The 21,114-nt window shown below is 64.0% G+C and carries 22 protein-coding genes; 11 read left to right on the top strand and 11 right to left on the bottom strand.

The window, feature by feature from the left end:
* The first annotated feature begins 24 nt into the window (after positions 1–24).
* Genes CLV47_RS16635 through CLV47_RS16645 form a run of 3 tightly spaced genes read left to right on the top strand, consistent with a single transcriptional unit; the run spans position 25 to position 3,400 of the window.
* On the top strand, positions 25–969 hold the full coding sequence (locus tag CLV47_RS16635) for an ABC transporter permease (RefSeq protein ID WP_106350183.1): 945 nt from the start codon (positions 25–27) through the stop codon (positions 967–969).
* Positions 966–1,961 carry an ABC transporter permease gene (locus CLV47_RS16640; RefSeq protein ID WP_106350184.1) on the top strand — a complete coding sequence of 332 codons (996 nt, stop codon included), beginning with the start codon at positions 966–968 and terminating at the stop codon, positions 1,959–1,961. Before CLV47_RS16635 ends, CLV47_RS16640 begins: the two co-directional genes overlap by 4 nt.
* Positions 1,958–3,400, top strand: a complete 1,443-nt coding sequence (locus tag CLV47_RS16645) for an amidase (RefSeq protein ID WP_106350185.1) — start codon at positions 1,958–1,960, stop codon at positions 3,398–3,400. The genes CLV47_RS16640 and CLV47_RS16645 overlap by 4 nt, the downstream gene beginning before the upstream one ends.
* Positions 3,401–3,439: 39 nt before the next feature.
* On the opposite strand, the gene CLV47_RS16650 is transcribed toward CLV47_RS16645, so the two are convergent.
* Positions 3,440–5,740, bottom strand: a complete 2,301-nt coding sequence (locus CLV47_RS16650; protein ID WP_106350186.1) for a penicillin acylase family protein — start codon at positions 5,738–5,740, stop codon at positions 3,440–3,442.
* A 154-nt stretch (positions 5,741–5,894) separates the two neighbouring features.
* On the opposite strand from CLV47_RS16650, the gene CLV47_RS16655 reads away from it, so the two are divergent.
* Positions 5,895–6,866 (top strand): cyclase family protein, encoded by a 972-nt coding sequence (locus CLV47_RS16655; protein ID WP_170111122.1) that lies wholly within the window; start codon positions 5,895–5,897, stop codon positions 6,864–6,866.
* On the top strand, positions 6,866–8,308 hold the full coding sequence (locus tag CLV47_RS16660; RefSeq protein WP_238145480.1) for an amidase: 1,443 nt from the start codon (positions 6,866–6,868) through the stop codon (positions 8,306–8,308). Before CLV47_RS16655 ends, CLV47_RS16660 begins: the two co-directional genes overlap by 1 nt.
* Here the strand turns inward: CLV47_RS16660 and CLV47_RS16665 are convergent.
* The 4 genes from CLV47_RS16665 to CLV47_RS16680 are packed head-to-tail and all read right to left on the bottom strand — an operon-like array spanning position 8,305 to position 11,532.
* Positions 8,305–9,039, bottom strand: a complete 735-nt coding sequence (locus CLV47_RS16665; protein WP_106350188.1) for an ABC transporter permease — start codon at positions 9,037–9,039, stop codon at positions 8,305–8,307. The two genes, CLV47_RS16660 and CLV47_RS16665, sit on opposite strands and share 4 nt — an antisense overlap.
* Positions 9,036–9,758, bottom strand: a complete 723-nt coding sequence (locus tag CLV47_RS16670) for an ABC transporter ATP-binding protein (RefSeq protein ID WP_106350189.1) — start codon at positions 9,756–9,758, stop codon at positions 9,036–9,038. Before CLV47_RS16670 ends, CLV47_RS16665 begins: the two co-directional genes overlap by 4 nt.
* Positions 9,759–9,810: 52 nt before the next feature.
* Positions 9,811–10,392 (bottom strand): TetR/AcrR family transcriptional regulator, encoded by a 582-nt coding sequence (locus tag CLV47_RS16675; RefSeq protein WP_106350190.1) that lies wholly within the window; start codon positions 10,390–10,392, stop codon positions 9,811–9,813.
* Between the two features lie 36 nt (positions 10,393–10,428).
* A complete protein-coding gene (locus tag CLV47_RS16680) occupies positions 10,429–11,532 on the bottom strand; it encodes a M20 family metallopeptidase (RefSeq protein WP_106350191.1) in 1,104 nt (367 codons plus the stop codon).
* 28 nt (positions 11,533–11,560) lie between these two features.
* On the opposite strand from CLV47_RS16680, the gene CLV47_RS16685 reads away from it, so the two are divergent.
* From CLV47_RS16685 to CLV47_RS16695, 3 genes are read left to right on the top strand one after another with little or no spacing between them, the layout of a single operon-like run.
* A complete protein-coding gene (locus CLV47_RS16685) occupies positions 11,561–12,379 on the top strand; it encodes an isocitrate lyase/PEP mutase family protein (protein WP_106350192.1) in 819 nt (272 codons plus the stop codon).
* A 30-nt stretch (positions 12,380–12,409) separates the two neighbouring features.
* Entirely contained in the window at positions 12,410–13,147 is a 738-nt protein-coding gene (locus tag CLV47_RS16690; protein WP_106350193.1) for an AzlC family ABC transporter permease, read from the top strand.
* Positions 13,144–13,446: an AzlD domain-containing protein gene (locus tag CLV47_RS16695; protein ID WP_106350194.1), complete on the top strand. Its 303-nt coding sequence runs from the start codon at positions 13,144–13,146 to the stop codon at positions 13,444–13,446. The genes CLV47_RS16690 and CLV47_RS16695 overlap by 4 nt, the downstream gene beginning before the upstream one ends.
* Here CLV47_RS16695 and CLV47_RS16700 read toward each other — a convergent pair.
* The 5 genes from CLV47_RS16700 to CLV47_RS16720 form a co-directional block, all read right to left on the bottom strand.
* A complete protein-coding gene (locus CLV47_RS16700) occupies positions 13,443–14,654 on the bottom strand; it encodes a thioester domain-containing protein (RefSeq protein WP_106350195.1) in 1,212 nt (403 codons plus the stop codon). The two genes, CLV47_RS16695 and CLV47_RS16700, sit on opposite strands and share 4 nt — an antisense overlap.
* 135 nt (positions 14,655–14,789) lie before the next feature.
* Positions 14,790–15,920, bottom strand: a complete 1,131-nt coding sequence (locus CLV47_RS16705) for an ABC transporter ATP-binding protein (RefSeq protein ID WP_238145481.1) — start codon at positions 15,918–15,920, stop codon at positions 14,790–14,792.
* The gene (gene modB / locus CLV47_RS16710; protein ID WP_202862648.1) at positions 15,917–16,750 is read right to left on the bottom strand and encodes a molybdate ABC transporter permease subunit; all 834 of its coding nucleotides are present in this window, start codon (positions 16,748–16,750) and stop codon (positions 15,917–15,919) included. Before modB ends, CLV47_RS16705 begins: the two co-directional genes overlap by 4 nt.
* A 28-nt stretch (positions 16,751–16,778) precedes the next feature.
* Positions 16,779–17,579, bottom strand: coding sequence for a molybdate ABC transporter substrate-binding protein (gene modA / locus CLV47_RS16715; RefSeq protein WP_106350197.1), 801 nt, complete (start codon positions 17,577–17,579; stop codon positions 16,779–16,781).
* Between the two features lie 29 nt (positions 17,580–17,608).
* Positions 17,609–18,016 (bottom strand): TOBE domain-containing protein, encoded by a 408-nt coding sequence (locus tag CLV47_RS16720; RefSeq protein WP_106350198.1) that lies wholly within the window; start codon positions 18,014–18,016, stop codon positions 17,609–17,611.
* A gap of 167 nt (positions 18,017–18,183) precedes the next feature.
* On the opposite strand from CLV47_RS16720, the gene CLV47_RS16725 reads away from it, so the two are divergent.
* The 3 genes from CLV47_RS16725 to CLV47_RS16735 are packed head-to-tail and all read left to right on the top strand — an operon-like array spanning position 18,184 to position 20,425.
* Positions 18,184–18,948 carry a LamB/YcsF family protein gene (locus CLV47_RS16725; RefSeq protein ID WP_106350199.1) on the top strand — a complete coding sequence of 255 codons (765 nt, stop codon included), beginning with the start codon at positions 18,184–18,186 and terminating at the stop codon, positions 18,946–18,948.
* Positions 18,949–18,950: 2 nt separating this feature from the next.
* A complete protein-coding gene (locus CLV47_RS16730) occupies positions 18,951–19,571 on the top strand; it encodes a 5-oxoprolinase subunit B family protein (protein ID WP_106350200.1) in 621 nt (206 codons plus the stop codon).
* Positions 19,568–20,425 (top strand): 5-oxoprolinase subunit C family protein, encoded by an 858-nt coding sequence (locus CLV47_RS16735; protein WP_106350201.1) that lies wholly within the window; start codon positions 19,568–19,570, stop codon positions 20,423–20,425. The genes CLV47_RS16730 and CLV47_RS16735 overlap by 4 nt, the downstream gene beginning before the upstream one ends.
* A 410-nt stretch (positions 20,426–20,835) precedes the next feature.
* Here the strand turns inward: CLV47_RS16735 and CLV47_RS22095 are convergent.
* Positions 20,836–21,114: hypothetical protein (locus tag CLV47_RS22095; protein WP_170111123.1), on the bottom strand; the 279-nt coding region annotated here is incomplete at its 5' end.

Genomic DNA, 21,114 nt, shown 5'->3' on the forward strand with positions numbered 1-21,114 from the left:
CGTCACGAGCTAAAGGAACCGGTAATGGCACGCCTGATTCTCAGACGGCTGCGCGATCTCGTCATTGTGCTGCTACTTGTGGGCACCGCGATGTTCTTCATCATCCATCTGATTCCGGGAGAGCCGGCCGCCGCGCTGCTCGGACCGTATGCGACCAAGTCTCAGATCGATGAGTTGACGCATGCGATGAACCTCGATGGGCCGTTGATCCTGCAGTACTTCACGTGGCTCGGGAACGCGGTCGTCGGGGACTTCGGCAAGTCGATTACGTTTGCTCAGCCGGTCCTGAAGGTGATTGTCGATCACGCGTTACCGACGATCTTCATGGCGTTGGCCAGCACCGTGCTGAGCGTGGTTCTCGCCGTCCCCCTTGCACTCAAGGCGGCGGCGAAACCACGCTCACTATGGGCCAGGCTCCTAACGCCGATCACGGCGTTCGGGCTGGCGATGCCATCATTCTGGCTCGCGCTCGTCCTCGTGCTGATCTTCGGAGTGTTTATCCAGATCTTCCCGGTGAGCGGGTACGTCGATCTGCTCAGCCATCCGTTTGAAGGCTTGCAATACCTCGTGCTACCGATCATTGTGCTCGCGTCGCATCAGGTAGCCCTCTTTGTCGCGACCCTGCGCGAGAGCATCTCCGGCGAGTTGCTCAATCTCTACCTCCGCACTGGACGAGCTAAGGGGATCAAAGAAAAGACACTTCTGTATCGGCATGTGCTTCCCAACGCACTACTGCCCGTAATCACAGTGGTGGGCGCGAGTTTTGGTTATCTGCTGGGCGGCGCGATCGTGCTGGAGATGGTGTTCGTCATCCCCGGATGGGGCCTGACTCTCTATAACGCGATTCAGGCGAGAGACTATCCGCTGATTCTCGGTCTGACACTGACCATGGCTGTCGTCTTCGTGATCGTGAACCTCATCGCCGATCTGCTGTACGTGCTCGCCGATCCGAAGGTGCGTGTCCAATGACGGTGGAATCTGACGCCTCGGTCGACCGAGCCATCTCGGACGATCCGACGAGGGGACGCGCGGACAAGGTGCGCGCCGGAGTGCGCGGCCTCTGGCGGCGTGACGCGCCGACGCTCGTGTGGGGAGCCATCTTCGTCGCGATCCTCGTGATATCTGCGGTCGGACCGTTCGTGCTTCAGTCATACAGCGCGATCGACCCGAGTAATCGTCTGCAGGGACCGAGTGGGGCACACCTGCTTGGCACCGACGAGTACGGCCGAGATGTTCTCGCAAGAATTGTGTACGCGGGGCGGACATCTCTCGGGATCGGCTTCGCGATCACCGGTATGGCACTTGTGCTCGGGACTTTGATCGGGACGGTGACGGGCTACTACGCCAAGATGTCGGGGCCTTTGATGCGACTGATGGACGGGGTCATGGCGTTCCCGCCCATTGTCCTTGCTATTGCGTTACTTATCGCATTGCGCTCAGGCGTGTGGGGCGAGATCATCGCGCTCGGCGTCGTCTTCACTCCTCATATCGCACGCGTAGTACGCAGCCGAGTGATTTCACTCAAGGAGAAGGGATTTGTCGCGGCGGCCCGCTCGTCTGCGGTCAGCGGACCAAAGATATTGCTGACGCACATTTTGCCCAACTCGGCGTCCACTATCCTCGTCCAGACCGTGTTCATCTACGCGTCCGCATTGCTCGCGGACAGCTCTCTCAGCTTCCTCGGACTCGGGGTGCAGCCACCGACCCCGACATGGGGAAACATGGTGGGCGAGGCAAGAGCCTTCATCACTGTCGCGCCGACGTTCATCATCTTTCCCGGAATCGCGATCGTCCTCAGCGTGATGTCGCTCAACTTGCTCGGAGAAGGCCTTCGTGGGCTGATTGACCCCCGGGCGCGTGCGATTCTCGACCTCGAACGCAGTCGCAAGGACCGGCTCGGGCGAGCCAAGAAGGAGCTTCGCGCAATCCGCGAGGCCAAGACGACCAGGAGCGAGCGATGAGTACAGAACTATGGCGTCGTACGGCGACCGACCTCGGCACGATGATCCGTGCCCGAGAGGTACTGCCGTCGGAGATCTTAGATTCGGTGCTCGAGCGCATCGACGCTCACGATCCTGACGTCCACGCTTTCATCACCCGTACTGACGATCTTGCGCGGGAGTCGGCGTCGCACGCAGATGATCGGGCCCGCAGCGGAAAGTTAATCGGTCCGATGGACGGGATCCCCTTCTCTATCAAGGATCTCGACGACACGGCCGGCATCCGAACGACAAAGGGTTCAAAGTTTCTCGAGCACAATGTCCCGACACAGGACAGCGCGACCGCCGAGCGACTGCGCCAGTCTGGCGGGCTGCTCTTGGGAAAGACAAATACGCCGCACTTTGGCTACAAGGACATGTGCGACAACCTCGTCGCTGAGACGACCGTCAATCCGTGGAAGCTGGACCGGACGGCCGGTGGGTCATCGGGCGGTGCGGCCGCTGCCGTCGCGGCGGGTTTCGGACCGTTCGGGCAAGGCGGCGATGGCGCGGGCTCAATACGTATTCCGGCGGCCTTATGTGGCGTAGTGGGGTTCAAGGCCTCTTTCGGTCGGGTCTCGATGTATCCGTACCGAGAGTATTGGACGCATCGCACTCACAACGGCCCGTTGGCTCGTACCGTCGCTGACGCAGCGATGATGCTGTCTGTGCTCGCCGGACATGATGTGCGTGACCCTGCCACGATCACGAGCCCGCTGGAGCCGTTTGAAGTGCTGCCCGAGGGCGATCGGCCCTTGGCAGGCACGAGAGTTCGATGGAGCGCCGACCTCGGATATGGCCCGGTCGAAGACGAGATAGTCGAGATCGTCCAGGACGCGGTCGACGTGCTCGCCGAGCTCGGCTGCCTGGTCGAGGATGCCGCACCGGGGTGGGAGGACACGTCCGAATTCCATCGCGCCATCTATACGACTCAGATTGCAAATGGAATCGGCTCGGTAGTGGAATCGAACCCCGACTGGGTTGAGGACACCCTCCAGGAGATGATCGAGGCGGGGAACCAGTATTCCGCGGTCGAGCTTCGTAGGGCAGAAGCCAAGCGGGGCGCACTCTACGCCAGTTCCGTGAAGATGTTTGAAGAAGTGGACTTCTTCGTCAGCCCGACCATGCCGCTCGAAGCGTGGTCGGCATTTCCGGGGCGCGATTCGAGCATCATCGACGGACGTGACTATTTCGAGGGTCAGGAGAAGTACGCCGGTTTCGGCCGTTCCTATGCGCTGAACCCGTTCAACCTGACCGGCCAGCCGGCTATTTCGTTGCCGTGCGGCTGGACCAAGTCCGGCCTGCCGGTAGGCATTCAGATCGCCGGTGCGCTCCATCGGGACATAGCGGTTCTGCAGGTCGCCGAGGCACTTGAGCGCCGGCTGGGCATTATGGATCGGTGGCCGGCCTTTACGCGCTAAGTAACGTCGAAGGTCGTAGACAACGACCCGGGCTGAAGGCTAGCCCCGTCCAGGCCGCAGCACCGTCCGCGCGGCGGATGTTGCGATCGCATCCCAGCTATAGGTCATCGGAACCATCTCACAGCGCGACCATTTCTCATGCTGGTCAAGATAGTGAGGACTTGACGGATTTCCCGATGAACCGCTGACGACGATCCAGGTGCTGGCATCCCAGTTGCCGACGTCGAACACGTAGCGCGAGATCGCGCCGTACGTCGCACGCAGGCCGCCGACCGCCGTGCATCCGTTCGCCCACACCGTCTCGTTGTCGCCGCCGAGTCGTGCGCCGGGCGGGCTGAGTGCCGCGGCAGCGTCCTCGAAGTGACGACCAAACGGATGCGCAAGCATCGCGCTGTGCTCCTCCTGCCATGGGCCGGGCATGCCGTTCGATGCTGCGACGCGCAGTGCCTCCGTTAATGCTTCATCCCAGTTCCAGCCGCCAAACATGCTCGCGTCGTCGTTGCGCAGCAGCGTCGGCAGCATCCACCACGCCTGGTTGGCCGGCGAGACCCCCGGTGGTACCTGAGTCAGGGGGTCGCTCAGGGTCTTGCCCAACCCAGATCGCTCGACAAGCAGCGCGGCCAGAGCCCAGCGCACGCGGGTGTAGGCCCCCGCCGCAGATGAATCAGCGTCCAACCGGGCATCCCAGTCCGAAATGAGTTGTTGGAGTCGACGTGCGGGTTCATCGGTCAACGAGAGGGCCGCAATGCGGTCGCGGAACATCGCCGCCGGCGCGCTCGCGGTATCGGCGTGAATATGGGACATCTGATCGAGGCTAGCCGACGGCATCGCTGCGATAAGCTGCTCGATCCGGCTCGCCCGATGCGGGGGATGGCTGTCGGTGCAGAAGTAATCGCCCGTCTCGGCGATTGTGTCCACTACGCGATTATTGGCCGTGACGATGTATCCACGTTCGGGGTTGTCCACCCGTGGCATGCGCTCCCACGGGATGACGCCATCCCACTCGTAGTCACCGGTCCAGCCGGGTACCGGTAGCCAGCCGTTGAGGGCCGGCCGTCGTGGAACGAGAGCGCGGACCAGGTGACCGATGTTGCCGTGAGTGTCCGCGGTGACGAGGTTATGGTCGATCAGCCCCCATCCCTTCGTGCTTGCGTAAAAGGTGTCACAGCTCGTCGACCGAAGCATCGGCAACAGTGTTTCGAACGAGCGGTCTGTGCCCTCCATCTGAATCGATTTCAGCGTGAGCGCCACGCCCTGGCCCGCGTCACCGGCGATGACGGAGCCGTGCTGAGTGCGGATGATATCCACGGTCACGTCGGGACCGCCGCGTACGCCGATCGTCTCTTCGGAGATGTCGGCGTCGAGCCACTGGTCTCGAAAGAGATAACGAGACGGATCCTCTACGTCGAAACGTTCGACGTACAAGTCATGGATATCCGCGAACGTATGCGTGACACACCACGCGACAGTGCCGTTGTGCGCAAAGTGTGGGAATGCAGGGACACCCGGCACAGTTAGGCCAATGGTGTCGAACTCATCGCAGGCGAGGTGCATTTGCGCATACATGCCGGGCATTTCGAACTGACGGTGCGGGTCGCCCGCCAGTAGCGGACGTCCGGTAGCAGTTCGGCTTGGCGCGATTGCCCAGTTATTGCTCCCGCCGCCAGTCGAGTCCTCTTGTTGAAGTTGCGCGACCGCCTCGACCGCGGGCGCAAGCTCTTGCAGAGAAGCGATCCAGCGTCTTGCATCCGTGCCAGGAGGAATGCAGAGACGCTCACTGCCGCCATCGTCGTACCTCAGCTTGGCAACTTGCTCGGGAGGCAAGACCGCGAGTGCGGCCGTGCGCCAGAGTTTGAACCAGACAGATCCCATGAGGAATCCACGCTGCCGCATGGCGGCGATGCAGTGCCAGCCCTCCCATCTTTCTGGTGCCCCGCCGACCAGCTGGTATTCGAGGGGGAGTGGGCGCTTCTCGTCGAGAAAGGCATTGACGCCGGCAGCGTACGAATCCACCATCAGACGCGCTTCGTCGCCGAGCGCAGCGTAGTCACGTCGAGAGGCCGCTGCCGCCTGAAGCCGGCGGGCTAGTTTGTCGGCCGCTACGCCGCTTGGGCCGACCCATTCGGCCCAACGGCCCTCCATTTGACGACGGGCCGAGTCCATCTGCCAGAGCCGATCCTCGGCGTGCGCGTATCCCTGGGCAACGAATGCATCAGCAGCGGAGGCGGCTTGGATGTGCGGGATGCCCCACTCGTCGCGGAAGACAGTTACCGGTTTGCTTAATGGATCAACAGTGAGTTCGGGGAGGCCAGGCGTGGGATGGCCATCAGTGCTCGACATGAGTCTCCGTCCGTTTCAAACGACATTATCAGGCGGACGTCCGAAATAGTATTGTCCTTCTTTGGTATCTAGTTATGCGCGATCGCCTGCCGTAGTGTCAGATTCTGCCGGTCGTCGACCGATGATCTGGACCGATCGAAAGGTGAGCACTCGTATGACCCGCGATGAACCCTTACCCGACTACTCCTCGCTGCCCGAGTTGCCCGGTGGTGGGCGGAGCGGTTGGGGCCTGTTTGGTGCGGACGACAATGTCGGCATGTTCAACCTGCAGACGCCCGAACGCGTCACTGCCGCCGCGCGGCTCGTACGCAAGGGCGCTGTCTTCTCGATGAACGCGCCAATGGACGTGATCAGCCCACCGATGTTCGATCGAAAGGCGCTCCGTCGTACACCGATCGTGCCGGCTCACGGGCGTTCTATGGATGACATCTTCGACGAGTTCTCCCCGCAGTCCTCCAGCCAGTGGGACGCGTTGTCCCATGCGGCCTACGCCCCGGGCAGCTTCTATAACGGGGTCACGACGAGCGAGATCCTCGATGAGGGTCGCAACGCCATCCATCACGTCGCCGAGCGAGGAATTGCCGGCCGCGCGGTGATTGTGGACCTGGAAAGTGTGTACCGGGCAGAAGGCGCGGACTACGATCCGACAGTTCCGCGTGCGGTCACGGTGGAGGACTTGTCGGGGTGCCTTGCCGCGCAGAACGTCCAGGTCGAGACCGGAGACGTGCTCATCATTCACACCGGATTCCTCGAGTGGTACCGGCGCCATGATGATCCGGCGCTCCGCGAACGTCTCGCGTCGCGAGAGACGTTGCAGACCCTGGGCCTGCAGCGGTCCGAGGCGATGGCTGAATTCATCTGGAACCTTCACGTGAGCGCTGTGGTGACAGACCTACCCGCGCTTGAGCAGTGGCCGCCGACGTTTGACTATGACGAAAACCCGTTTGGCTTTTTACATCGTTTCATCATCGGGCAGTTTGGAATCTCGATCGGCGAATTCTGGGACACCGCGGCACTCACGCAGGATTGCCGCGACGACGGCCGTTACGAGGCCTTTCTCGTTTCAGCGCCGCTGCATGTACACGGGGCGGCCGGCTCGCCGGCTAACGCGATAGCGATCAAGTAGTGCCCAACATCGACGAGGAGCACGCGATGGACGACCTCTGCTTTATGACGGCCCGGGAGTTGGCTGGCGCGATCCGGTCTCGCCAGATCTCAGCCCGGGAGGTAATGCAGGCGCATCTGGACCAGATTGAGCGAGTCAACCCGGCGGTAAACGCGATCGTCAGCGCGATCGAGCCGGATGAAGCTCTTCGTCTCGCCGACGAGGCCGACGCGAAGGTCAGCTCGGGAGCAGAAGTCGGTGCGCTACACGGCCTGCCAATCGCACATAAGGACCTCGAAGAAACGGCGGGCCTGCGCACCACGTTTGGGTCGCCGATCTATAGCGACTACGTTCCGACGTTCGACACGTTGGTCGTCGAGCGGCTCAAGGCGGCCGGTGCCCTCACTATCGGCAAGACGAACGTGCCGGAGTTCGGAGCCGGATCGCATACGTTCAATCCGGTGTTCGGCGCGACTCGCAATCCGTACGACCTGACGAAGAGCGCAGGCGGCAGCAGCGGAGGGGCGGGCGCCGCGCTCGCCGCGGGCATGATCCCGATCGCTGACGGCAGCGACATGGGTGGATCGCTGCGCAACCCCGGCAACTTCAACAACGTGGTCGGGTTTCGAGTCTCGCCCGGCCGGGTCCCGACGTGGCCGGCGCAAAACGGCTGGAATGGCCTGGCGGTTAAGGGGCCGATGGCTCGCACGGTGGGCGATGTCGCGCTGATGCTGGAGGCGATCGCAGGGCCCGACGCCCGTTCGCCGATCTCGATCGATTCTCCGGCGGCCGACTTCGCTCGCCCCCTTGACCGATCCTTCAAGGGTGTACGTGTCGGGTGGTCCCCGGACCTCGGCGGACTACCAGTGGATCCTGCCGTGACGGCAGTGCTGGAGAGCCAGCGGCACGTCTTCAGCGACATAGGGTGCGAGGTCGAGGAGGCTGCGCCCGACTTCGCCGGCGCCGACGAGGCGTTCCACGTGCTGCGTGCGGCTGGCTTCGCGCTGTCCGGGAGCGATCGACTGCGCGACCATCGCGCGCTGCTCAAGGACACCGTTGTCTGGAATATCGAGCAAGGCCTGAAGCTCACCTCGTTAGAGGTCGGCAGGGCCGAGGAGACCCGCACGAAGATTTATCATCGTGCGCGCGAGTTCTTTCAGGGCCACGACTTCCTGATCTGCCCGGTCAACCAGGTGCCGCCGTTCGACGTTGAGATCGATTACCCCACCCAGATCAATGGCGTGGAGATGGAAAGCTATGTCGCGTGGATGAAATCGGCCTGCTACATCACGCTCACCGGCCTGCCGGCGATCTCCGTGCCATGTGGCTTCACCGACGATGGGCTGCCGGTGGGCGTGCAGATCGTCGGTCGTTGGCACGATGACTTCGGCGTACTGCAACTGGCGGCCGCGTTTGAGGCGGCGACTTTGGTTGGCCAGCGTCGGCCTGACGTTGCGCGCTAGGGGGTACGGCGCTTGAGTGTCATCGCGCCGAGGAGTAATGCGGCGATCGCGAATGCCAACACGACAACCAGATCGACGACGACGTCGCCGGTAGCATCGGTTTTGGTCGATACGGTCGTCATGGCGTCGACGGCATAGGACAGCGGCAGGATATTGGAAATCCAATGCAGTACATCCGGCATCTGATCGCGGGCCACCAAGAGTCCGCACAACAAGAACTGCGGGAGAACGAACGCCGGCATGAACTGAACTGCCTGGAACTCCGTTTGGGCAAACGCGCTGACGAACAGGCCGATCGCCGTACCCAGCAGGGCATCTACCACCGCGACAACGACCAGTAGCCACGCTGGACCGGCAGCGTTGAGACCGCACACCCACACCGCAAAACCGGTAGCGATCAGGGCCTGCAGGATTGACATGACGCCAAACGCGATCGCGTACCCGAGCAGGAAGTCGGCCTTGTTGAGCGGTGTAGAGAGCAACCGTTCGAGGGTTCCGGACGAGCGCTCACGCAATGTCGCCACGCTCGTCACCAGAAACATGACCACGAACGGAAAGATGCCCAATAGCGGCGCACCGATTTGATCGAACACCGGCGTGGACTTAAAGATCCAGGCAAGCAAGCCGATGAGGACGCACGGCACCACGAGCATGAGCGCCATGGTGCGACGGTCGGCGAGAAGTTGACGCATCACTCGCCCTGCCGTGGCGAGCGTAAGTGTCGGGTTCATTTCGCGCTCTCCTTGCTGATCAACCGTAGGAATGCTCCTTCGGCATCGGTCGCGCCAGTCTTCTCAAGCAGACCGTTCGGAGTTTCGTCAGCGAGAATTTTCCCTTCCCGCAGTAGAAGTAGCCGGTGGCATCGAGTCGCCTCGTCCATGACGTGACTTGAGACCAGCAGCGTCGTACCGGCGCCGGCAAGGCGGTGGAACAACTCCCATAGGTCGCGGCGCAGCACCGGATCGAGCCCGACGGTGGGTTCGTCGAGGATCAGAAGCTCGGGCGCGCCGACCAAGGCGGCGCCGAGAGATACCCGAGAGCGCTGACCGCCCGAGAGGTTGGCGACGTGACTGTCGGCGTGCGAGTCGAGGTCGATTGACGACAGGACCTCGTCGACGACATTCGGTGCCGCCGAGACGAGCTTCGCGAAATAGGCAAGGTTTTGGCGGACCGTCAGGTCCTGGAAGACGCTGGGCTCCTGGGTCACATAGCCGACACGTGAGCGAAGGTTGCGCGATCCCGCGGGCTCGCCCAAGACGGTGATGGTCCCACTCTTGACGATCTGTACGCCGACGATGGCGCGCAGCAGAGTCGACTTGCCGCCGCCGCTCGGACCGAGCAACCCAACAACTTGTCCGCGTGGCACGGTCAGCGAGAGATCAGGCAGCACCTCGCGTTTGCCGCGCACGACGCGCAACTTCTCGACGACGACCGCTGCATTATTCATCATGTGATGAAATATAGACCCGGCGAACTTCGCGGGTCAACACAAACGTGAGAACTTACGGCACGAGATAGTTCTGCAGGGTGGGTCCCACTAGGGAGATGAGTTCGTCGACGGACGCATGCACGAGCGGCTCGATCATTACGACGTACCGGACGATGGCAAGGCCGACCAAGTGTGACGCGGCCAGGCTCGCGCGCAATTCGGCGTCCGCAACGCCGGACCGTGCCGCGACCTTGGTCAGCAGTTCGCGGGTGAGGAACTCACGTAATGCCGCAGCGGCCTGCTCGTTGGACAGTGCGGAGCGGATCAGCGCGACAAACCGGTCCCGCCCATCCGGCGACTCCCAGACACTAAGAAACGTACGGACCACGCGTTGTCCGAGCTCCGCCGTGGGTCCGTCATTGATGGACTTGACAATTGCCGACGTATCGAGCGGAATCGCCACTACCTCGGCAAAGAGCCCCGCTTTGCCGTTGAAGTAGTGATGCAACAGCGCCGGGTCAACCTCCGCGCGCCGCGCGATCCCGCGCAGCGTCGCCGCGTCGTACCCTCGGTCGGCGAACTCGGCGCGCGCGCTGACCACGATGCGCTCGCGGGTGCCCTCGCTAGCCGGGCGCCGACCGCGTGGACGGGGCATCACAGACCCGATCTGGAGAGTGCGCGAACGGGACGGCTATCGCAGGGCGTGCGCACTCTGATCCGCCCAACTGTCGACAACGCTGCAGTACATGCCGATGCACTCGTCGATCTCGCTGATCTCGACGTACTCGTTGTCGGCGTGCATGACGGCCGGCGTACCGGGGCCCCAGATAACGACCGGCGACGGCTGTAGAGAACCGGCAAACACCGACGCGTCGGTGAAATACGCAGCGGGTTCGTCCACCCGCGGCGCGGGCAGTGCCTGTACCCAGGGATCGCTGGTGTCCGTGTGTACGGCGGCCAGTTGTATGCGGGTAGCGACGTCGGCGATCTCCGGCTGGTTCGCCCACCACTCGCGCAGGTGCGCACCGTCGGAGATGACCCGCATATCGATTGTTGCCTGTGCGCGGTCCGGTACGACGTTGGGCGCGATGCCCGACTGGAGGAGGCCCAGGTTCCAGCTTTCCTTGCCCAGGGCCTCGTTCTGCTGCAGCGGAAGTTCGGTCTCGGCGCGCAGAAGCGCGGCCGCGAGCTTGAGGGCGGCGTTCTCGCCAAGGTGCGGGGTGCTGCCGTGCGCGTTCTTGCCGCTCGCGCTAATTTGCAGCCACAGCGCGCCGCGGTGGCCGGTGACGATGCGGTTACCGGTCGCCTCGGGCACGATGGCGGCGCCAATTCTGAGTTCGCCTAGCGAATGCAATGCGGCCGCCGCGCCGAGTGAGCCGATCTCCTCATCGCTAGTGAGCAACAAGGCCGCCGGGACGCCCGACTCCACGGCGTGCCGAAAGGCCGACGCCGCAGCGATCACGCCGGCCTTCATGTCCGACGTACCGCGACCGTGCAGGCGACCGTCCGCGATCTCGGCGGACCACGGCTCGAACTGCCACCGACCCGCATCGGGTACCGGCACGGTGTCCACGTGGCAGGCGAACAGCAGCCGTTCGGCGCGCGGGTCAGCGTCGTTGGACAGCAGCGCATACGGTTGCGCGCCGCCTACGTCGGTGACGGTTATTGCTCCGGGCGAGCCCGCGACTATGCTTTGCACCATCTGCAGCGCACGGATCTGGCTGTCGGGATTCGCCGAGACGGTGTTGAGGCGCACCAGCTCGGCCAGGGCTTCGGTTTCCACGTTTTTAGCCATCACCGCATCTTAGGGCTACCGTCAATTCATGACTTCAGAAGAGAACAAGGCGTCCACGTTTCGCGCGCTTCACGTACCGGGCGCGCCGCTGCTGATGCCGAACCCGTGGGATATTGGTAGCGCAAAAGTACTGGCCTCACTCGGATTCAAGGCCCTTGCGACCACGAGCAGCGGCCATGCGGCGACACTCGGCAAGCTCGATGGCGCGATCGGACGAGACGAGTCGCTGACCCATGCGCAGTCGCTCGTCGACGCGGTCGACCTACCGTTCAACGCTGATCTTGAGAATGGCTTCGCTGACGATTCGCAAGGCGTGTTCGACACCGTCGATGCCGCGATCCGGGTCGGTCTCGCCGGCTGCTCGATCGAAGACTTCAGCGGTGACGACGATGACCCGATCTACACCAAAGAGGTAGCGGTCGAACGAATCAGTGCGGCGGTGGACGCGGCCAAACGCGCACCAGGACTCGTGTTGACCGCGAGGGCCGAAAACTTCATTCACGACCGGCCCGATCTCGCGGACACGATCGAGCGGCTGCAAGCCTTCCAGGAGGCCGGCGCCGACGTACTGTATGCGCCGGGGATCAGCAAACTGGACGATATCCGCACCCTCGTCCGCGAGGTCGACAGGCCCGTCAACATCCTGGCTCGCCCCGGCCTGCCGTCGGTGGCCGAGCTAGCGGATGCGGGTGTGGCCCGGATATCGGTGGGAGGGTCCTTCAACAAGGCAGCCTTCGGCGCGCTCGTCGCGGCGGCCCGCGAACTCCTCGAGCAGGGCACCTATGGCTACCTCGACCTCGCGGGTGCGGGGAACAATCAGATGAGTGTCGCCTTCGATCTTGACTGACCCCTCCACCAGCCTGGCCGGACTACCTACGTGATCAGCAGACTCTCCCCGGCGACGCGGATCGGGCTTGCGATCGCGATCGCGACCGGCCTGTACGGCGTCTCCTTTGGCGCTTTGAGCGTCGCCTCCGGACTAGACCTGTGGCAGACAATGGTGCTGAGCCTGTTGTTGTTCAGCGGCGGTTCGCAGTTCGGTTTCATCGGGGTGATCAGCGCGGGCGGTTCCGGGGTGGCGGCCATGAGTACGGCGGTCCTGCTGGGCATCCGCAACGGCGTGTACGGAATGCAGATCAATGCGCTCCTGAGGCCGCGCGGCATCACCAAGTTGGCGGCGGCGCAGGTCACGATCGACGAGTCGACAGCGGTGTGCACAAGCCAAGTGGAGGTCCGTGAGCAGCAGCGCGGGTTCTGGGTGACCGGCGTCGCGATCTTCGTCCTATGGAACCTGTTCACGTTTCTCGGTGCGATTGTTGGTGACGCGGCCGGTGACCCAAAGCAATGGGGGCTCGACGGCGCCGCAGTAGGCGGATTCCTAGGGCTGCTGTGGCCGAGGCTGAAAAACGGTGAGGCGTGGGCGATTGCCGCCGTTGCTGCGGTGACCACGGTCATGCTCACGCCGTGGATCCCTAGTGGACTGCCGATCCTCGCGGCCGCGCTCGTGGTCGCGGCGATTGGATTCGTCAAGAGCCGGCACCGGGTCCAGCGGCCAGAGGACAGCGCACCGGTCATCGACGACGCCGACCGACGAATCGCGGGTGAGGGACAGTGACCCTGTGGTGGTGGATCCTCGGGACCAGCGTCCTGTGCTTCGGTACCAAGTGCCTCGGATACGTCGTGCCGAGCAAGATCATGGACAACCCCCGGATTGCCTATATGTCAGGGATTGTGACCATCGGTCTGCTGGCGGCACTGACCGCTGCGAATACCGTCTCCAGTGGCCAGAACGTCGTGTTCGATGCTCGGATCGGGGGGCTGGTGGCCGCCGCGATTGCCTTGAAACTCAAAGCTCCCTTCATCGTCGTGGTCATCGTGGGGGCGGCGGCCACCGGCGTACTTCGGCTGATCTAGGTACGGCGTCTCCGTCCGGCTGCGGCGCAGACGATCCCGCCGACAATCAGCCCGGTGGCGACGGCGAGCGACTCGGTGGCGTTGAGGCCGGTATATGCGAGTTGGGGCTGCTCCGCGACCGCCTGCACGGGAGCAGCGATCGGGGCGGGCATCGGCGGTGTGGGCCGTGGGACCTCGACGGGCTGAGTGACAGGGGCAGGTGGCGGCGGCGTCACGTCTAGTGGGGGCGGCGGCGTCGGCGCCGAAGGACGTGGTTTCCAGGCCACCGGGATCTCGGCGTGTACGTCGATCGCCTTGACCGCGGCCACTGCGAGCAGTTGTGTCGCTGCCGGAGTGGTCGTGACCGCTGGCGTGAACAGTCGTCCGACCTGCGCCGTAGCCGTGGCCGTGGTGGTCCCGGAAACTGTCACGGCGCCTCCGGTCGCGTCGCCCGGTACGTCGAGATACACCTCCGCGCCGTTGGTGACGGTGCCGGTCGGCGTACCGTCCGCGTCGACGAGCATCGCGCCGTCGAATCCAACGGCGTCGATGTCGACACTCTCACCGGTGGTCGTGACCGTGATCGGACCTATCGGCGTACCGGCCAGGCCGACGGTGGTGTCGATCTTCAGATCAAGCGTGGGGTCGGGCTCGGGTTGCATCCCGGTGTTGGTCGGGCCGGTGAGGTATCCGTACATCGCCGCCACGTCGGCTTGTTCGGCGGGCGTGCCCTGCACGTGCGCGCCGTCAAGCGTGATTCCATCCGAGAACAGCCAGACCGCAGCCTGGGTCGCGGCGATCGCCTCGGCATCGGACAATCCGTCGTTGAACGCCAACCCGGTCGTCGACTCGACCTCGGTGAGCGCGAGATGCGGGTAGGAATGGTGCATCGCCCAGCTGATGTACGCGCCGTTGGGCGTGAGCGAGGCAAGATCGGACCATGGAGCCTCCTGAAGAGGTACGTCAGGGTGATAGCTGTTGTGGAAGTCGACGCAGTAGGCGATCAGATGCTCCTGACCGTCGCCGGTATCCACGTCGTAGAGGTAGGTGCCGTAGGACTCGTCGTCGACCAGCAAGCTGAGTCCCTGTCCTACATGGGGTCCGGTCTTGGGATAGCCGGGGCTGAATGGTGCTGCGTCCGCGCTGGAGGTCGCAAGTATTGGGCAAATGATCGCCAACGCGCCGATCAGGGCGGCCGTCGACAGCCCTCGAGTTGTACGCCGTTTCATGCAAGTTCCCGTCGCTTGAGATGGAGGATTTCAAGCAACGTAAGGAAGAATTCGGCGTCCGTGTGGTTCGTATCAGAACCTGTGGACGGCACCTGCTGGCTGTGGACGTTGGTTTGACAGCAGGCACGGCGTGGGCTAGCCGGCGTACACGTCTACCTCGGTGGCCTTGACGCTCAGCCATACCCGATCGCCCCGTGCGAGGTCGAGCTCGGCGACAGCTCCGGCGGTGACATCGATAAGCGCCGAGGGCGTACCGTCCACCTGCACCCGGATCCGATCGGTCAGCAGCTCCAAGCCGGCAACCGTTCCCTCCCAGGCATTTCGGGGGCTTGAGTGCTCGGGCCGCGTCGCGTGGATCGCCACCGACGTCGGCCGTACGGCGACCAGCGCGCGGGAGCCGACTGGCGGCAGTTCCGCGCTCATGTCGCCCGCGGCGTACGCCGAACCAAAAAGCTTCCCGCCACCGTCGAGCTCGACTGCGGCATCGGGCCGTACGACGCCGGCGTAGAGGTTGAGGCCGACCAGGCGGGCAATGTACGACGTCGACGGCCGTCGCGCGACGTCCGCGGGAGCGCCCTGTTGTACGACGCGACCGTGCTCGATGACGAGCAGCCGGTCGGTCATCACCATTGCCTCGAGCGGATCATGCGTGACGATCAAGGTCGGTCCACCGAAGTCGCGCAGGTGGTCTCGTAGTCCGTTGCGCACCTCCAGCTTGGTGCGGGCGTCGAGCGCGGACAGTGGCTCGTCGAGCAACAAGATCCCGGGATCTGCCGCCAGCGCGCGCGCCAGCGCCACCCGCTGCGCCTGGCCACCGGACAGCTGCGCCGGCTTGCGGGAGGCGAACTCCGACAGGTCCAGCCGGTCGAGCCACGTGCCCGCACGCGCTCGCGATTCCCGGCGCCCGGCGCCTTGAGCGCGGGCCGCGAAGGCGACGTTATCGAGCACCGACAAATGTGGAAACAGTCGGTAGTTCTGGAAAACCAGTCCGACAGGTCGGCGTTCCGCGGGATAGAAGACATCCGCGGCCGGGTCGTCGTACACCTCGTCACCGAGCGCGATCGACCCTTCGGTAAGAGCCGAGAGACCGGCCAGCGTGCGCAGCAGTGTGCTCTTGCCGGCTCCGTTGGGGCCGATCACGCCGAGCACTTCACCTGGGGCGACGGTGAAGTCGACGTCCAATACGAAGCTGCCGCGCTCGACGGTCGCGTTTACGTGCAACGGTCTCGGCGACGCTGTCGTCAGCTGCATGGTCGTATCGCTCATATCGTGGCCCCGCTTCCACGTAACCATCGCTGCCGCATGCTCGCCAGCACGACCACCGCGACCAAGAGCAGCACAAGGCTAAGTGCGATGGCGGCATCGGGATCGGTCTGCAACGCGTTGTAGACCGCGAGCGGCATGGTCTGCGTCGTACCGGGGAAGTTACCGGCAAAGGTGATGGTGGCGCCAAACTCGCCGAGAGCGCGGGCCCAGCACAGCACCGAGCCGGCCACCAGCGACGGCCCGATCAACGGCAGCGTCACTCGCCTGAAGATCGTCGTACGAGAGGCGCCGAGCGTGGCCGCGGCCTCGTCGAGTCCGCGGTCGGCCGACCGCAGGGCGCCTTCGACGGTCACGATCAGGAATGGCATGGCCACAAATGCCTCGGCAACGATGACGCCGGGCGTCGTGAACGGCAGGAAGAAGTCGAACCAGTCGCCGAGATACCGCCCGACGATCCCGTTACGGCCGAACGCCATCAGCAGCGCCACACCACCGACGACCGGCGGCAACACCAGTGGCAGCGTGACAAGCGCTCGCAGCAGGCCAATCCCAGGCACGTTGACCCTGGCCAGCACCCATGCGAGGGGTACGCCGATGACCAGCGAGATCGCGGTTGCCGACGTGGCGCAGATCAGCGAGAGCCGCAACGCTGTCAGGGCATCACTGTTGCTGAGGATCTGGCCGAGACCGCTCCACGGTGCCCTGATGATGAGCGCGACAAGCGGGATCAGCAAGAACAACACCGCGACAGTGGCGGGAATGCCGATAATTGCGGGCGCTCCAGTCTTATCGACGCGCCGTTGTTTCGTCGTACGACGTGGTTGCCCCACTGCTATCTGGTCACCCCTGGTCGAGCTGCTACGGCTTCGCGAATCCCGCTTTCTCAAGAACCTTAATGCCGTCGGCCGACAGCACGTAGTCCATGAACGCCTTGGCGCCGTCGGCGTTGGGGGCCTTCTTCATCGTTGCAATGGGGTAGTCGGTCGTCGCGTTGACGTCATCGGGGATTTCGATGCCCTTGATCTTGTCGCCGGCAGCCTTGACGTCGGTGACATAGACGACCGCGGCATCGGCCTCATTGAGCTCTACTTTGGTCAGCGTGCTCTTGACGTCCTGCTCCAATGTGACAGGCGTGACCTTCAGGCCAGCGTTGGTGAACACCTTTGCGGCAGTCACTCCGCACGGCACTTGGGGCTGACAGAGCGCGACCTTGACGTCGGGCTTGGCGAGGTCGGCGAGCTTGGTGATCTTCGCCGGGTTCGATGCGGGTACGGCGATCTGCATCTTGTTCTGGACAAAGGTGGTCGGAGTCTCGGCCTTGCCGGTGTCGGTTACGGCGGTCATGTTCTTTGTCGACGCAGACGCGAAGACATCGACGGGGGCGTCCTGGTTGATTTGCTCAGCGAGCGCCGAGCTGCCGCCGTAGCTGATCTTTACCGTGGTGCCGGGATTGGCCTTCTCGAACGACTTGGCAATGGTGTCGAACGACTCCGTCAACGATGCTGCAGCGAGGACTGTGATGGTGCCGGTGACCTTCGATGCCGAACTGTCGTTGCTGTTAGACGACGCAGAGCCCGAGTCTTTGCTCGACGAGCAACCGCCGACGAGGGTGGTGAGCGCGGCGATCGCTGCTATGGCCAGCGTGGTACGACGACGCATATGGACTCCTTTGTTGATGCTTGGCGGATTTATGGCTGAACGGGCACTTCGATGACAACGTTGGTGGACTTGACCGAGGCGACCGCGAGGGTGCCCGGTTTGAGCTCGAGCTCGTCGGCGGCCTCGCGACTCATGAGGGACACGACTCGATGCGGCCCGGCCTGCATCTCGACCTTCGCCATCACGGTGTCCTTGACGACGTTGGTCACGAGGCCGACGAATCGGTTGCGCGCGGATTCCCGAATGACTGGCTCGGGTGTGGGGCGGTCGGTGGAGCGGGCGAGTTCCTCGGCGAAGCGGGCGAGGTCTGCGCCCTCAATAGCGAGGCGGCCGTTTTCGGTCATCGTCGCGACTCGTCCGGCGTCAGCCCATCGCCGAAGTGTGTCGTCGCTGACGCCCAGGAGGTTTGCGGCCTCACGAATCCGAAACTTTGTCATGCGACAAATATAGCCGCAAGTGTGTCTGCACCTGCGTCTAGGAGCGGCGTACGCGGGACCCGGACTGTTTTATCTCCGCAACTGCGGACACTGCTTGGCCCGGATGGTGAGGTGAGCGGATGGACCATAATGGCCTTCGGGGCAGATCCGAGGAGTTAGGTGACCTGATGCCAGAGCACGTTGTCTCGTTGAACACCGATATCGGAGAGGGGTACGGCGCGTGGCGGATCGCCGATGACGCCGCCCTTCTGGGCGTCGTAACGGATGCCAACATGGCTTGCGGGTTTCACGCCGGCGACCCCGACATCATGCGCCAGACGTGCGAGACGGCCGCGGCAAACGGCGTCGGTATCGGTGCCCAGGTCGGCTTCCACGACATCATCGGTTTTGGGCGTCGCTTCATCGAAATCTCCCGCGCCAGCTTGACCAACGACCTCATCTACCAGCTCGGCGCGTTGTCGGCGTTCGCCGAACTCGTCGGATCGCCGGTCGCATACGTAAAAGCGCACGGCGCGCTTTATCACGCCGCGGTCCAGCACGAGCAGTACGCCGGCGCCGTGATCGACGCGATTCGGTCGTTCGATGCGTCGCTGCCGTTTCTGTGCCAACCGGGCACATCCTTCTCGGCGCGCGCCGAGAAGGCCGGTCTGCGCACCGTCCGCGAGGGCTACATTGATCGTGCCTATCAGCCGGACGGGCTGCTCGTTCCCCGCGGAACGCCGGACGCGGTCATCACCGACATCGACGAAGCGTGCCGCCGCGCGGTCGCGATGGCACAGTCCGGCGAGATCACTGCCATTGACGGCAGCGTGATCGCGATGCCCGTCGACTCGGTGTGCATCCATTCTGACTCGCCGGGTGCATCCGAGGTGGCCCAGGCGGTTCGGGCGGCGCTTATCGATGCCGGCATCGCCCTAAGCCGGATCGAATAGGCATGAGCGCGCTGTCGATGTGGTCCGTCGGCGAGGACGGACTGCTCATCGAACTCCCGGATGTGGGGGCCGTGCATATGCTCGCCGATCTCATCCGCAGCCACGAGTACGCCGACCGGCTTGTCGAGCTGATACCCGCGGCTCGGACGGTCATGCTCGTCGGTCCGCGGGAGGTGCTGCGGCGTATCGGCGACGACGTAAGGACTTTCGAACCAGGCACCGCGCCGGGGGGCGAACCGCGCACCGTCGAGATTCCGATCCGGTACGACGGTGTGGATCTCGACGACGTCGCGTCGAGGACCGGCTTGAGTGTCGAGGAGATCGTTTCCGCGCACAGCGGCGCCGCGTACAGCGTTGACTTCTTCGGGTTCTCGCCCGGGTTGGCATACATTTCCGGTACGCCGCAGGCGATCCGGATTCCACGCCGGGACAACCCGCGCACGCGCGTGCCGGTCGGCGCGGTCGCGATCGCCAATGAATACACGGTGATCTATCCGGCCGCTACGCCTGGCGGATGGAGCATCATCGGCACGCTCGAGGGACCACCGATGTGGGATACCAATGCGGACCCACCGACTCGGGTGGGGCTCGGTGACCGGATCATGTTTCGGAGGGTCGGATGATCGAGATCGTGGCGACCGGTCTGGAGGCGACGGTTCAAGACGTGGGCCGAAGCGGCTGGGCGCACCTCGGCGTACCGCGGGCCGGCGCCGCCGACCTCGCGGCATACGACTTGGCCAACCGGCTGGTCGGCAATCCGGCCGATGCGGCCGCGGTGGAATTCCTGCTCGGCGGGCTCGCGGTCCGGTTCACCGAACCGACGTCTTTTGCGCTGACCGGCGCGCCCGTCCCCGTCACGCTCGATGGGCGTGGCGTAGACATGGCGACGACGACGTACGCCGCCACTGGCCAAAAACTTGTTACTGGGCGGGCGATCTACGGGTTGCGCACGTATCTGGGTGTCGGCGGCGGCATCGATGTGGAGCGCGTGCTGGGAAGTCGCTCGTCGGACACGCTTTCCGGCCTTGGCCCACCGCGGCTCACTGACGGCGACACCCTACCTATTGGCCGTCACAGTGGTACCTCTGGTACGCCGACAGACGTGGTCGTCGACACCGCAAGCGCCACCGACGAGATCGAGGTCCGGTTCATCCGCGGCCCGCGTGCCGACTTCTTCAGCGATCAGGCCCGTGAACTGTTTGAGGCTGCACGGTGGACTGTGTCTTCCGATATCAACCGAGTCGGCGCGCGTCTCGAGGGGCCGCGCCTTGAGTACGCCGGCGATGTCCAATTGCCGAGCGAAGGCATGCTCGTCGGCTCCGTCCAGGTGCCGCCGTCTGGGCAGCCGATCATTTTCCTAGCTAACCATCCACCGAGTGGTGGGTACCCGATTATCGGTGTCGTGATCGGCGCCGATGTCGGGAAGGTCGCCCAAGCCGAACCCGGCAAGACCGTTCACTTCCGCGCCGTGTCGTAACCGTCGCTTCCTTGACAGCTGGAATTCGCCGAAGTCGTCGGCACCGCGCAGGTGCCGCAAGCGAGTGGTCAGTTCTTGCGGCCGCTGCCGAGCGCCCAGACTGCCGCAGGCACGGCCTAAAAAGCAACAGACTCCTAGACGCACCTTGTCTACACACGAGATCCGCGCTCGCGCTCCGGCGGGAGCGCGAAACCCGCGCCGCAATGTTGAGCGAGCGTGCTAATCGACACCACCTGGTGCGGCAGTGTCCGGTAGTGCGCTCTGGCGGAAGTGTTCCGCTTGTCGGCGTTGACCGTGATGCAGGACGTCCTAGCCAGGTTTGGCGGTTCGTGTGTAGAGGATGGGCGCTATAGACGCCCTTTGTCTACACACGAGATCCGCGGTCGCGCTCCGGCGGGAGCGCTGCGTTTCTATGCGACGGCTACGACGTCGGATTGTTGCTGGTCGAGTTGTTCGGCGTTGTCGAGGAGAGCATCGGCCGCGGTCCGGCCGCCGCCGGCCTCACCACCCCAGGTCGGTCGGATCGCGTCGGCGTACGGGTGTTCCATGTCGGTGACATCCGCGATCAGGTCAGCTAGCAGTGCCCGTTCTCCGTACCGGGTCTCGTTCTCCACGTCATAGGCGATGGTGCGGGTGGTCTGTGCGGCGGTGATGCGCTGTCCACCGATCCGGGTGAACGTCCACCGGTC

This window comes from Antricoccus suffuscus (assembly GCF_003003235.1).
GTDB lineage: Bacteria > Actinomycetota > Actinomycetes > Mycobacteriales > Antricoccaceae > Antricoccus > Antricoccus suffuscus.